The organism is Rhizobium sp. SG_E_25_P2, assembly GCF_029892285.1.
GTDB lineage: Bacteria > Pseudomonadota > Alphaproteobacteria > Rhizobiales > Rhizobiaceae > Rhizobium_E.
The window spans coordinates 253598-265313 of record NZ_JARXVM010000005.1; the positions used below are offsets into that span (position 1 = coordinate 253598).

Sequence of the window (11716 nt, forward strand, 5' to 3'; positions counted from 1 at the left end):
GCCGACCGCAATGCGAAGAATTGCTTCGGCTGTTCGCGGGGTCGGGTGTTTGTCATCCCTCTGTCATGTCCATGCCGCATGTGACGGCGGAGTTACCACCGCCAAGAGGGAGAGTTTCATGACCAGCCGACTTTCGAAAGCCGCATTCGTTTCCCTGCTTCTCGCATCAGTCGCCCAGGGCGCGCTCGCCGAGACTGTCTTCAACCGCATCGCCTCTTTCCCGGTCGCGTCCAACACGCCCGCCGACCAGGATCAGAAGGCCCAGACCTCGGCCGAAATCATTGCCGCCACCGAAGACGGCAACACGCTCGTCTACACGTCCAGCCCGCTGAAGGCCGTCGGCATGATCGACATCACCAACGCCAAGGCGCCCAAAGCGCTCGGTTCGGTGATGCTCGATGGCGAGCCGACCTCGGTGACCATCATCGGCCAGACCGCGCTGGTTGCCGTCAACACCGGCGAGAGCAAGGCCAAACCGGCCGGCAAGCTCGAAACCATCGATATGGCAGGCAAGAAGGTCGCCTCGACCTGCGATCTCGGCGGCCAGCCCGACTCCATTTCGCTTTCCAAGGACAAGTCCTTTGTCGCCATCGCCATCGAGAACGAGCGTGACGAGGACCTCAATGACGGCGCCCTGCCGCAGATGCCCGCTGGCGATCTCGTGATCGTGCCGATCAAGGACGGCGCCGCTGATTGCGCTGGACTCAAGCATGTCGCCATGACCGGCGTAGCCGCGATCGCGCCCGAAGATCCCGAGCCCGAATTCGTCGCCATCAACGACGCCGGCCAGATCGCGCTGACGCTGCAGGAAAACAACCACATCGTCATCGTCGACGGCAAGACCGGCTCGATCGTCAACCACTTCTCCGCCGGTTCGGTCACGATCGAAAACACCGACGCCAAGACCAATGGCAAGCTCGACTTCACCGGCAAGGTGGAAGACGTCAAGCGCGAGCCCGACGCCGTGAAGTGGCTCGACAATGACCGCCTCGTCGTCGCCAACGAAGGCGATTGGGAAGGCGGCAGCCGTAGCTTCACCATCTTCGACACCAAGGGCAAGGTGCTGTTTGATTCCGGTAATGCGCTGGAACTGGCCGCCGCCCGCATCGGCCATTATCCGGAAAAGCGCGCCGGCAAGAAGGGCGTCGAGCCGGAAGGCCTCGAAGTCGCCACCATCGACGGCGTGAAATACATCTTCGTGCTCGAAGAGCGCGCCTCGCTGGTCGCCGTCTACAAGGACACCGGCGCCGAGCCTGAATTCGTCCAGCTGCTGCCCTCGGGCATTTCGCCAGAAGGCGGCGTGGCGATCGCCTCGCGCAAGCTGCTCGCCACTGCCAATGAACTCGACCTCGTCGAAGACGGCGGCGCGCGCAGCCATGTGATGCTCTATGAACTGCAGGACGGCAAAGCCGCCTATCCGCAGCTCGTCTCCAAGGACAAGGATGGTGAAGTGATCGGCTGGGGCGCGCTTTCTGGTCTCGCCGCCGTGCCGGAAAAGCCCGGCATGCTCTATGCTGTCAACGACAGCTTCTACGGCAACCAGCCGTCGATCTTCACCATCGACGCCACCAAGAGCCCGGCCGAGATCGTCGACCGCATGGTGGTCAAGCGCAATGGCGACAACGCCCAGAAGCTCGACATCGAAGGCATTGCGGTGGATGAGGAAGGCTGGTTTTGGCTCGCCTCGGAAGGCAACAGCGACAAGCTCGTTCCGCACGCGCTCTATCACGTCAACAAGAAGGGCGAGATCAAGGAAGAGATCGCTCTGCCGACGGAGCTGACCGCCAACGAGACCCGCTTCGGCTTCGAAGGCATCGCCATCTCTGGCAAGGGCGACGACACCGTCCTGTGGATGGCCGTGCAGCGCCCGTGGAAGGACGACGACAAGCGCCATGTCAAGCTCGTCTCCTACAAGCCTTCCAGCAAAGAATGGGGCGCGGTGCGCTATCCGCTCGACAAGGCCGAGGACGGCTGGGTCGGCCTGTCCGAACTCACCTTCCATGACGGCTTCGCCTACATCGTCGAGCGCGACAACCAGATCGGCGACAAGGCCAAGATCAAGAAGCTCTATCGCGTTTCGCTCGACCAGCTGAAGCCCGCCAAGCTCGGCGGCGAATTGCCGGTGGTCACCAAGGAAGAAGTCCACGACTTCCTGCCCGATCTCAAGACCGCCAATGGCTATGTCCTCGACAAGCTCGAAGGCTTCACCTTCGACGCCGCCGGCAAGCCCTTCGCCGTGACCGACAATGACGGTCTCGACGACGCCTCGGGCGAAACCATGTTCTGGGCCGTGCAGATGAAGGCCGGCATGTAACACGGGGCGTCTTTGGTCATACAAGGACGATCGAAGGCGGGAGCGGGGGCGCTCTCGCCTTTTTTGATGTCATGGAGTTGCCGTAACGTCAAAATTATAACAATCTTCGTTCAGCGGCTCTATGATTTATTAAATGGAAAATTATGTGAATCATAAATATTTCTGATTGTGGGATTTTATATTTAGTTATACGGTGATTTATTTAATATAAATGCCATTATATTGTCTTCTTTATTATTTTTATGTATGCTTCGGCTTGTGAGGATTGCAGCGCCTTCGGCGTATTTGGTGTTACCAATTGGCCGTGTCCTCCGCTTTTGGCAATTCGGTGCTTTGCGCGACGCATTCGGATGAAATTGTGGGTGGATCATCTTGCGCCAACGAATAAGTGCGCCTGTCCCAACGCTGCTGTGAATAGATCTACATCAGCTTCGAATTGCGTCCATTCACTCCAATCTATCGCCCCGCCTTTCGGCTCCACATAATCCAGATAGTGGCCGCAGGCTTGGGCTATTCGCCATTGGATGTCGGAAATACGGTTCACTCCCACAACGGCTGTTCCTGGCGGACAGAAAATTGTGTTGTGCAACGCGCTTGTGAATTCGCCTGCGACGATTGAGCAGGATGCGAAGAGCGCGGCTTGTTCGCGGAAGCTAAGTAATGATGGGTCGACAATTTCAAACCCGAGCGCCTTGGCGCTTTCTGAAAATAAAGACTCGCCGGCGAACACGCGTCGTGACTGGTGCCCTTTTGGCCTGACCAGAAACACCTTTCGATGCGAGCCTGTCGGCTCAGCAAATGTCGCATACTTCCTCACTATAGAAGGGTGCATGAACAGAAAGTCGCCGGAAATGGCCAATATGTCGCCGACAAGTTTCTGTTTCGTGTCGTCAAAGTGCACGATTTCCGCGTCAGGAAGTATTTCCGCTACGTGCTTTCGCATCCAGTCCGGCGCTGTCCTAGGCATGGCAACAGGGTGTCTATACCCGCGCGAGATCAGGTCGCGAATGAGGAAAAGCCTTGGCATCATTTCCAGGAGGAAGTGGCCGTAAATCATGTTGTAATGTACGAATGTATAGAAGGCGTCCAGCCGTATCTCTTCCAGTTGGTCGGCGCGATTGAACAGGCTTTCGGGTTTCTCGCTGTCGCGGTTAAAATAGGCGCGCCCATCTTCCGTCCAGCTCTTCACGTAACCTGCGAAGAGTGTTTGTCCCCCTATTTCGTAAATGCGTTCGCTACCCTTCATGATGTATCCCGGGCCGACCAGCGAAGCGTTTTCAATAGACACGAGCGAAGACGCCATCGTTGTCACAGACCCCAAGTTATTTTCATGGTTTCCGGGGCCGCGTACGGCATGGCTGTCATATGAAACTGCTTGCAGTAAAGGAGAAATGTACATGCCAACCCCTGAGCGTGCGAATAATAGTTTCCGAGAATAATAGAAAATATGGTGCGCTGACTGTCAACCTGCATGTATGGCGCCAGTAGTCGCCATGTTAGTTCCCGGTCATCAAGGCGCACTACACCCCTGCGCATCCGGCTGTCCGCGTTCCTCCATAAAATCCTCCGTCGCCCCTTCGCCGTCGAACCAATTGTCCCAGCAGTCTCAGGCCGGAGAAATGATCCGCCTGCGTCAGATGGCGACGATGTCCATCAGCTTTACATTGCGCGGCAACGCGACGGCCTTCGGCAGTCGGATGAGTTGGCGCCCCTTGGATGTTAGGAAGACCTTGCTGTACGCCATGTTCGCATGCTTGCATGCTCGCATCCTGAGCCAGCGGCGAGCATTTACGCTTTTCGACACTTTGCCTTAAAACCACAAATCCCGCACGCACTTGCCCTGCGAGGGCAGATCCTCCCAGGTCTCCAGTCCGTCGAAATGATCGATCGCCAGATGAGCGACCGCTTCCGGCGGCGCGAGCCTGACATTCACCGCAATGCGCCTGCGCCCGTCAGCCTGGGGTTTGAGACCTCGCCAGCTCACCACGCAGGCGCAAGATGGGCAGAACAGGATTTCGAGGCTGGGTTCAGTGCGGTCCACACGCGTATAAGACGCCGTCTCGCCGGTGATGGCGATCCGCTCGCCCTCGTAGTCATAGGCCCAGAGTACGCCATAGCGGCGGCAGAGCGTGCAATTGCAGGCGGTGATCGAGCCGGGATCGCCTGTCAGCGTGAAGCCGGTTTTGCCGCAATGACAGGATCCGATCAGCATGCGTCCTCCCATTCGCTCCGCCGCCGCCGCTGGGGCGCTCAAATGACAAGTTAATGCAGGAGGGCAATGGCTGTCGACGCCGGCGGAGCTTTGAGAGCGAGAAAATCATCAGTCATCGTGAGCGTCGGCTAACCGGGCGGAGGATATTTCCCATCTGTGATGTGCCTCGATCCTGAGGGGTAGCGGGCCCTGCCTTCAGGGCAGAACCGGTCTCATGAAGCTCCGTTCATAGCTGAGGATGCTGCGGTTGAGCTTTTCCAGTGCGAACGCTTCGATGCATTCGGGGTCGTTCACCATCAGCTGACGGTAATCTTCATAGGCGCTGAGGCTAGGGAAGCTGAAAAGCGCGATCGCAATATTGTTGGCGCCCTCGGCAGGCAGAAAATAGCCGTGATGGGTTCCGCCCATGCGGGCGACGATCGGCAGCCAGAGACGCGCATATTCTTCAAACTCACCGACCTTGTAGGGATCGATGACATACCGGACATGGCATGTAATCAATGAAATATCCTTCCATTCTGCAAAGTTTGAGAAGATCGGGCGCACAGCGCAAAATTCAGAGCCCTCACGCCCCCGCCTTGCGATAGAGCGCCGCCAGCTGGTTGCGCGACGAGGGCAGTTCCGGCACCACCACCATCATGGTGATCTGGCCGCGCTTGAAGGCGCGCAGGAAGGGTTCGTAGTTCCGGAAGGCGACGCAGCCATGCGAGCCGATCTGGCCGCGCAGCAGATTGGTGTGGGTGAGAAGCCCGGTGCGGTTCTTCGGGTGGCGGCCGTCGATCGAGGTCATGCGGATGGCTTCCACGCCATAGAAGCGCTTTTCGCGCATCGACAGGCGATAGATGCCGGCGGGCGTCGGGCCTGTCATTTTCACATGCTCGAAGCGGGGATTGTCGCGCATGCGGCCGATTCCGGAATGGGCGCGGAGCTTCGTGCCGTCGGGCATATAGACGGTGGCGTTGGAGACGTCGTAGATGGCCACTTTGGTGTTCTTGCCCGGCCAGCCGCGACCATTGTCGGCGCCGCCGAAGAGATCGCTGAACAGCGACCGTTTCGGCTTTTCGCGGGCGCTGTCCTGCCGGTCGCCCAGTGTTCTCGGCGCGGCGGGCTTGTCCTCGACCGGCTTGCGTTCGAGCGACGCGGTTTCGACCAGCGGCTTGGCTTCCGGCAGCGGAACCTCGCTCGGCAGCGCCGTCTCCTCGTCCGTCTCTGGCTGCGCCAGCACGAGGTTGAAGGGCTTCATGTCGGGTTTTGGCGTGTCTTCCAGCATCGCCGTCGCCATGGAGGGCGTCTCAGTCGTCGTCGGGGCCCGCGCGACCAGTTTGGCCGCCTCGGCCGCTGCTGCGATCTTGACCTGCTCGGCCTTCTTCCTTTGCTCGGCAAGCGCGAGTTGAATGTCGATGTGGCGTTGATGCGTAAGCCGGTCGGCGGCGGAGGCGATCTGCGTCCGATCCAGCGGCAGGCCGGCGAATGTCGAAAGGCTTGAAAATTTGGCGATCTTCACCCGGCGTTCGCCGGCGGATGCATCAGTCGCGGCGACCTGGAACGGGCGAGGGGAGGACATAAGCGTCGCAGGCCCTTCGGCCAGCGCCTGCCGCGCCTCGTGCATGGCGCCGAGCATGGAGGCCAACCCCCAGACGGAGCCGGCAACGACGCTGCCCAGCAGCATGGCGCTCACGGCAATCGTGAGCACAGGACCTCGATGGGACTTCGCCGCGATACGCGCGGACTTACTCACAGACGCCATGACTACTCTTACCCGAACTCGTTACCTGACGCGAAGCCGCAACCGCCGTCCGCGCGTCGTTACACTTTTCGGAAGCCGCGGGAGCAAAGCCGCCACAACCAGACCGAACGGGGTAAGAATGTACAAATATGGTAAGCAAACTCTAAACGCCGCCTCGATCTTTTTCGGGAAAATGGGCAAGGGCGGTCGATGCGACCGGCGAGGGGCATGCCAGGGGATTGCGGCGTGGGGATGGCTGGGGGCAAGCATATGGATGGCCCCACACTATGACGTAGGGGCGCCAAATCCGAGAATAGGCCGATTCTGTTGACGATGTGGGTATTTAAAGTGCCATATGCCCTTATAATGGATCATAAAAGATACACCGCTTGCAATGTCGGTTCATCGGACCCATTCTGAGCGCTCAAAGTTGCCCGCGCCCGATCGATCCCTGGCCTTGAAGCACTTAAATCAACGGACCCTTCATGAAACGGACACGCAGCTACTCTCGCGTCACCAAGCAGGCGCTGTCGATCCTGGGCAAGCAAATCAAGGCTGGCCGCTTGGAGCGCGGCCTCACGGCTGTCGAATTGTCCGAACGCGCCGGCATATCCCGCAAAACCCTGCGCGGGATCGAGAATGGCCAATCTGGCTCCGAAATCGGCATTGTCTTCGAAGTCGCCGCTCTCGTTGGCGTTCGTCTGTTCGAAACCGACGATCGGACGCTGGCGATACAAAATGCTCGCCTCGACGAGAAGCTGACATTGCTGCCAAAAAGTGTTCGCCATAGCAAACCGGAGTTCGACGATGACTTCTAAGCCGACCGGGCGTAAAGGAGCCTATGTCTGGATCTGGTTGCCCGGTGAGACCGAGCCTGTCGTTGCCGGTCTGCTGACCCGGGACGCGGGGGGATACGCCTTCAATTACGGCGCTAGCTACCTCAGTCGAGATGGCGCGATCGCGATCTATGATCCCGAACTTCCCCTTCAACGCGGGCTGATCGCGCCGATCGACGGTCTGCGTATGGCAGGCAGTATCCGCGACGGCGCGCCCGACGCCTGGGGCCGCCGCGTGATCATCAACCGCCTGACGGGCGTCAGTGACGCTGGGTCAGAAGCCGGAGCCATCACCGAACTCACCTATTTGCTTGAATCGGGTTCGGACCGGATCGGGGCGCTCGACTTTCAGCATTCCGCTACGGAATATTCGCCGCGCCTCAAGGCGGAGGCGCCCTATGAGGAATTGTTGGAGGCGGCTGACCGGATCGACAAAGGCGTCCCTTTAACGCCTGTCCTCGATCTGGCCCTGAACCATGGCACGTCGATCGGCGGCGCCCGTCCGAAGGTCTTGATCGACGATGGCGATCGTAAACTGATCGCGAAGTTCGCGTCGAGCGCCGATCTCTATAGCGTCGTGAAGGCGGAATTCATCGCCATGAAGTTGGCCTCTTGTTGCGGCCTCAACGTCGCTTCCGTCTCGATGATTGCGGCAGCGGGCAAGGATGTCCTGCTGATCGACCGCTTTGATCGCATCAAGGCGAAGACTGGTTGGCAGCGACGGGCGATGGTGTCGGCTCTTACGATGCTCGGTCTTGATGAGATGATGGCGCGCTACGCCTCCTACGAAGACCTTGCTGAGATTGTCCGTCACCGCTTCACCGCCCCCAAGGAAACGCTGCGTGAGCTGTATGGACGTATCGTCTTCAATATTCTATGCGGCAACACCGACGACCATGCCCGCAACCACGCCGCCTTCTGGGATGGCAGGATGCTGACTTTGACCCCCGCCTATGACATTTGTCCGCAAGGCAGGACCGGCAACGAAGCAACGCAAGCCATGTTGATCAAGGGCGATAACCGCATGAGCACGTTGCAGAGTTGCCTTGCCGCCGCGCCTGATTTCTTTCTCAATGAAGATGAAGCCAAAAGCCTCATCGAGGCGCAGTTTGCGACGATCGCCAGTGAATGGCGCGAGATTTGCGAAGAAGCCAAGCTTACGCAAACCGACCGCAGGCTCTTTGCCGGACGGCAGTTTCTGAACAGCTACTGTGTAGAAGGTCTTGCGCCCGCGCACAATGCGCTGCTGCGGCGTTTTGAAGACGCGCGTCGGTATGCGCTCGGCTGATAGCGGCGCGCAACATCAGGGGGACGGAGAGATGCGACAAGACGTTCCCTTTCAAAACTGCGTCAATCCGTCCTGCGGCGCCGCGTCCTCTCCGTTAACGCCCATCTGTCATTTATCAACTCTCGCAACCTCGAAACACGAAGGAGAGAGAGATGACGACGCTGGTGTACAACATTCCGGTTTTCGGTTGGGCGCTGCGCGAGGCGGTCTGCGGGCCGGCGGCGACGAAATTGTTGTTCATCGTCAATCTCCTCGCCTGCTGGCTGCTCGCCATCCTGGCCTTTGGTTATCCCGCCATCATCATCCCGGCGCTTACAGCCGTGCCGGCAATGTTCGTGGCGCTGATCCTGATCACCTGGGACCGGTGACGTCGTCTCAGGGCTTGCGGCGGGCGCTCCGTAGGCCATAGTGGGGTGATCTCCTGACGCGTGAGCCCCTCATGACCCGTCTTCACACCCAGCGCCTGACGCTTGCCCCCTGCCAGCCGCAGGATCGCGCCGATTTCATCGCGCTGGAGCGCGATCCCGAGGTCATGCGTTTTCTCAATGGCGGGCGGGATCTCGATCCCGAGCGGACCGATCCCGACGCCGATTATCTGATGCCGCGCGGCAGCGAGCCGCATGTCTGGACTGCGCGGCTCAGCGCTGATGACAGCTTCGTTGGCTGGTTCTGCCTGTGGCCGGACGATGAGAGGCAGGCGGAGCTCGGTTATCGGCTATGGCGCGACGCCTGGGGCCATGGGCTCGCCTCGGAAGGGGCGATCGCGCTGGTCGATTGGGGGTTCTCGGAGGCCGGCTATGACAAGATCACGGCTTCGACCATGGCGGTCAATCACGCCTCGCGCCGGGTGATGGAGAAGATCGGTCTTCGCTACGCACGCACGGTGCATCCGCACTGGCCCTATCCGATCGCAGGCGCCGATCAGGGCGAAGTCTGGTATGAAGCCACCCGCGCATCCTGGCGCGCGCCGCAGTCGTCATGAGCGAGAGCGGCGCTTCCGAAGACCGAAAACGCCGCGCAAAATATCAGAGCTGGCCGAGCAGCGTTTCGGCGCCCGACATGTCGGCCTGGCCGGGATTGGGTTCGATGTTGAGCTGTGTGACCACGCCATCCTTCACCACCATCGAATAGCGCTTGGAGCGCAGGCCGAGGCCGCCGCCGGAGAGGTCGATATCGAGGCCCACGGCCTTGGCGAAATCGCCGTTGCCGTCGGCGAAAAAGCGGATCTTGCCTTCGCCGCCCGAGCTCTTGGCCCAGCTTCCCATCACGAAGTGGTCGTTGACCGAGACCACGGCGATTTCATCGACGCCCTTGGCGAGGATCTCGTCGCGCTTGTCGAGGAAGCCCGGCAGATGGTTGAGCGAGCAGGTGGGGGTGAAGGCGCCGGGAACGGCGAAGATCACCACGGTGCGATCCTTGGCGAATTCGGCGCTGTCGATGTCGGACGCGCCGTCGGCGGTCTTTTCCTTGAGCTTGACGGAGGGGATCTTATCTCCGATGGCGATGGTCATGGGGGTCTCTCCATTGTTATGCGGGATTCTTCGCGCGTCACTATAGGGTGCTGTCACTCAGCCGCAAGCGTGGTTTCCATCGTGCGCGATCCCGATTTGATCAGGATTGTCACAACCGCCGGCCCCGTCTCGGGCCGCCGGGTCACCGGCAGGTCGAGCGCGCCCTTGTCGGCTCCGGTGGGGATGAACCGCGCCGGCCCGAACGCCAGGCCGGGCGAGGGGGCGAGCGCGATTTCGGGCGTCTGGTCCGACGGCAGACGAAGCGTCAGCTGCAGGGTCTTGCCATCCGCGCTCATCCGGCTGTCGCTCACGCCGAACTTTGCCGAGGGTGTTTCCGGCAGCGCCGAACGACCCAGGGCGAGCGTCAGGAATTCATCGCTTTCGGGGCGCGCATCCGGGCCGAGCGCGAGTTCGAAATCGGCCTGGAAGGGCAGGCAGATCTCCTTGCACAGCCCGATCATCGCCGCAGCCTTCAATTTGGCGGTCTCCGAGGGCGCGGCGCTCTTCAGTCTGAGCATGATGCTGACGGGCCGGTGATAGCCATAGAACAGACCGCCTTCGTCGCGGCCGATCTCGGGGGCGGGAAACGCGGTCGACGAAAGCGCCAGATTGTCGGAGCCTGTAAGATCGATCAGCGGCGGCAGCCCGGCGTCGCCAGGATGGCGCCAATAGGTCTTCCAGCCGGAGGCGGGTTCGATCTGCAAGGCGGCGTCATAGCCGCCCTCCTGGTTGGGCAGCGCCACCAGTCGCATGCGGCCGCCGTCGGACACCGCCCAATCGCTTGTCGCCGCAGCTGCAGGGGAGGCGGCGAACGCCGCGATCGCAAACGCGCCCAGCACCGCTTTCAAGCCTGTCTTTCCTCGTCCCGTCATCATGTCGCCCATCGAATTTGCGTGTTTTAGCCGGATACGAAAAAAACCGATGGAACGCATCTTCGACCTTTTAATTTCACCATGAATTGATAGGCTGGGACCATGGTCGATATCAAGACGCTCAAGAGCAAAGGCGAACGTGGTTTTCTTGACGGTCATTTTCTGATCGCCATGCCGGGTATGGCCGACACGAATTTCGCCCGCGCCGTCGTCTATATCTGCGCTCATTCAGATCAGGGCGCCATGGGCTTCGTCATCAATCAGCCGCAACAGATGACCTTTGTCGACATTCTCCTTCATCTCAAGGTGATTGGCGACGAGGACGCCATCCGGTTGCCGGATGCGGCGCGCAGCATGCCCATCCAGCGCGGCGGCCCGGTGGAAAGCGGCCGCGGCTTCGTGCTGCACAGCGACGATTACCTGACCCAATCCTCGATTCCCGTCAGCGAAGACATCTGCCTCACCGCCACCGTCGACATCATCCGCGCCATGTCGCGCGGAAAGGGCCCGGCCAGGGCCGCCTTGATGCTCGGCTATGCCGGTTGGGGCGCCGGCCAGATCGAAAACGAAATCGCCAACAATGGCTGGCTGACCTGCCCTGCGGATGAGACGCTGATTTTCGACCGCATGCTTGACGGCAAATACAATCGCGCTCTGGCGCTGATGGGGGTCAATCCCGCGATGCTGTCCATGCAGGTGGGGCATGGATGAGGGGCGGATCGCCTGAAAGCTGGCAACTGTAACCGCATCATGGAAATGTCGTGCGCCGCCCCTCATCCGGCTGCCGCCACCTTCTCCCCGCATTGCGGGGCGAAGGGCGATTTGGCGCGGTCGCCGCTCCATCCTCCTTCGCCCCGTTCTACGGGGAGAAGGTCCCGGCAGGGGGATGAGCATCTGTGTTTGAAGTCAAGGGGCGTTTGGGGACCAGGGGCGGTTTTGTGTGATGAGAGTGTTTGC

At 60.3% G+C, this 11716-nt stretch carries 12 protein-coding genes; 6 read left to right on the forward strand and 6 right to left on the reverse strand.

What is annotated here, in order from left to right; translation table 11 throughout:
• The first annotated feature begins 118 nt into the window (after window positions 1–118).
• A complete protein-coding gene (locus M2360_RS10055; protein ID WP_280774902.1) occupies window positions 119–2314 on the forward strand; it encodes an esterase-like activity of phytase family protein in 2196 nt (731 codons plus the stop codon).
• A 367-nt stretch (window positions 2315–2681) separates the two neighbouring features.
• Here M2360_RS10055 and M2360_RS10060 read toward each other — a convergent pair whose 3' ends face one another.
• The 4 genes from M2360_RS10060 to M2360_RS10075 form a co-directional block, all read right to left on the reverse strand.
• Window positions 2682–3713, reverse strand: a complete 1032-nt coding sequence (locus tag M2360_RS10060; protein WP_280774904.1) for a glycosyltransferase 61 family protein — start codon at window positions 3711–3713, stop codon at window positions 2682–2684.
• A 411-nt stretch (window positions 3714–4124) separates the two neighbouring features.
• Entirely contained in the window at window positions 4125–4526 is a 402-nt protein-coding gene (locus M2360_RS10065; RefSeq protein WP_280774905.1) for a GFA family protein, read from the reverse strand.
• 195 nt (window positions 4527–4721) lie between these two features.
• On the reverse strand, window positions 4722–5027 hold the full coding sequence (locus M2360_RS10070) for an NIPSNAP family protein (protein ID WP_280774940.1): 306 nt from the start codon (window positions 5025–5027) through the stop codon (window positions 4722–4724).
• A gap of 64 nt (window positions 5028–5091) precedes the next feature.
• Window positions 5092–6273, reverse strand: a complete 1182-nt coding sequence (locus M2360_RS10075; RefSeq protein WP_280774907.1) for a DUF2778 domain-containing protein — start codon at window positions 6271–6273, stop codon at window positions 5092–5094.
• 464 nt (window positions 6274–6737) lie between these two features.
• Between M2360_RS10075 and M2360_RS10080 the strand changes: the two genes are divergently transcribed.
• The 4 genes from M2360_RS10080 (at window position 6738) to M2360_RS10095 (ending at window position 9358) form a co-directional block, all read left to right on the forward strand.
• Window positions 6738–7070: a helix-turn-helix domain-containing protein gene (locus tag M2360_RS10080; RefSeq protein WP_280774909.1), complete on the forward strand. Its 333-nt coding sequence runs from the start codon at window positions 6738–6740 to the stop codon at window positions 7068–7070.
• Window positions 7060–8376 (forward strand): type II toxin-antitoxin system HipA family toxin, encoded by a 1317-nt coding sequence (locus M2360_RS10085; RefSeq protein ID WP_280774941.1) that lies wholly within the window; start codon window positions 7060–7062, stop codon window positions 8374–8376. The genes M2360_RS10080 and M2360_RS10085 overlap by 11 nt, the downstream gene beginning before the upstream one ends.
• Before the next feature lie 152 nt (window positions 8377–8528).
• Window positions 8529–8744: a hypothetical protein gene (locus tag M2360_RS10090; RefSeq protein ID WP_280774911.1), complete on the forward strand. Its 216-nt coding sequence runs from the start codon at window positions 8529–8531 to the stop codon at window positions 8742–8744.
• Between the two features lie 71 nt (window positions 8745–8815).
• Entirely contained in the window at window positions 8816–9358 is a 543-nt protein-coding gene (locus tag M2360_RS10095; protein ID WP_280774913.1) for a GNAT family N-acetyltransferase, read from the forward strand.
• A 43-nt stretch (window positions 9359–9401) separates the two neighbouring features.
• On the opposite strand, the gene M2360_RS10100 is transcribed toward M2360_RS10095, so the two are convergent.
• Together M2360_RS10100 and M2360_RS10105 are read right to left on the reverse strand one after the other, a co-directional pair.
• The gene (locus M2360_RS10100) at window positions 9402–9887 is read right to left on the reverse strand and encodes a peroxiredoxin (protein ID WP_280774915.1); all 486 of its coding nucleotides are present in this window, start codon (window positions 9885–9887) and stop codon (window positions 9402–9404) included.
• A 53-nt stretch (window positions 9888–9940) separates the two neighbouring features.
• Window positions 9941–10726, reverse strand: coding sequence for a protein-disulfide reductase DsbD domain-containing protein (locus M2360_RS10105; protein ID WP_280774942.1), 786 nt, complete (start codon window positions 10724–10726; stop codon window positions 9941–9943).
• Window positions 10727–10861: 135 nt separating this feature from the next.
• On the opposite strand from M2360_RS10105, the gene M2360_RS10110 reads away from it, so the two are divergent.
• Window positions 10862–11470, forward strand: coding sequence for a YqgE/AlgH family protein (locus tag M2360_RS10110; protein ID WP_280774917.1), 609 nt, complete (start codon window positions 10862–10864; stop codon window positions 11468–11470).
• Window positions 11471–11716: the final 246 nt, after the last annotated feature.

Coding starts and splice junctions, on each gene's coding strand:
- M2360_RS10055 (WP_280774902.1), top strand. CDS start 119: ATGACCAGCCGACTTTCGAAAGCCGCATTCGTTTCCCTGCTTCTCGCA.
- M2360_RS10060 (WP_280774904.1), bottom strand. CDS start 3,713: ATGTACATTTCTCCTTTACTGCAAGCAGTTTCATATGACAGCCATGCC.
- M2360_RS10065 (WP_280774905.1), bottom strand. CDS start 4,526: ATGCTGATCGGATCCTGTCATTGCGGCAAAACCGGCTTCACGCTGACA.
- M2360_RS10075 (WP_280774907.1), bottom strand. CDS start 6,273: ATGGCGTCTGTGAGTAAGTCCGCGCGTATCGCGGCGAAGTCCCATCGA.
- M2360_RS10080 (WP_280774909.1), top strand. CDS start 6,738: ATGAAACGGACACGCAGCTACTCTCGCGTCACCAAGCAGGCGCTGTCG.
- M2360_RS10085 (WP_280774941.1), top strand. CDS start 7,060: ATGACTTCTAAGCCGACCGGGCGTAAAGGAGCCTATGTCTGGATCTGG.
- M2360_RS10090 (WP_280774911.1), top strand. CDS start 8,529: ATGACGACGCTGGTGTACAACATTCCGGTTTTCGGTTGGGCGCTGCGC.
- M2360_RS10095 (WP_280774913.1), top strand. CDS start 8,816: ATGACCCGTCTTCACACCCAGCGCCTGACGCTTGCCCCCTGCCAGCCG.
- M2360_RS10100 (WP_280774915.1), bottom strand. CDS start 9,887: ATGACCATCGCCATCGGAGATAAGATCCCCTCCGTCAAGCTCAAGGAA.
- M2360_RS10110 (WP_280774917.1), top strand. CDS start 10,862: ATGGTCGATATCAAGACGCTCAAGAGCAAAGGCGAACGTGGTTTTCTT.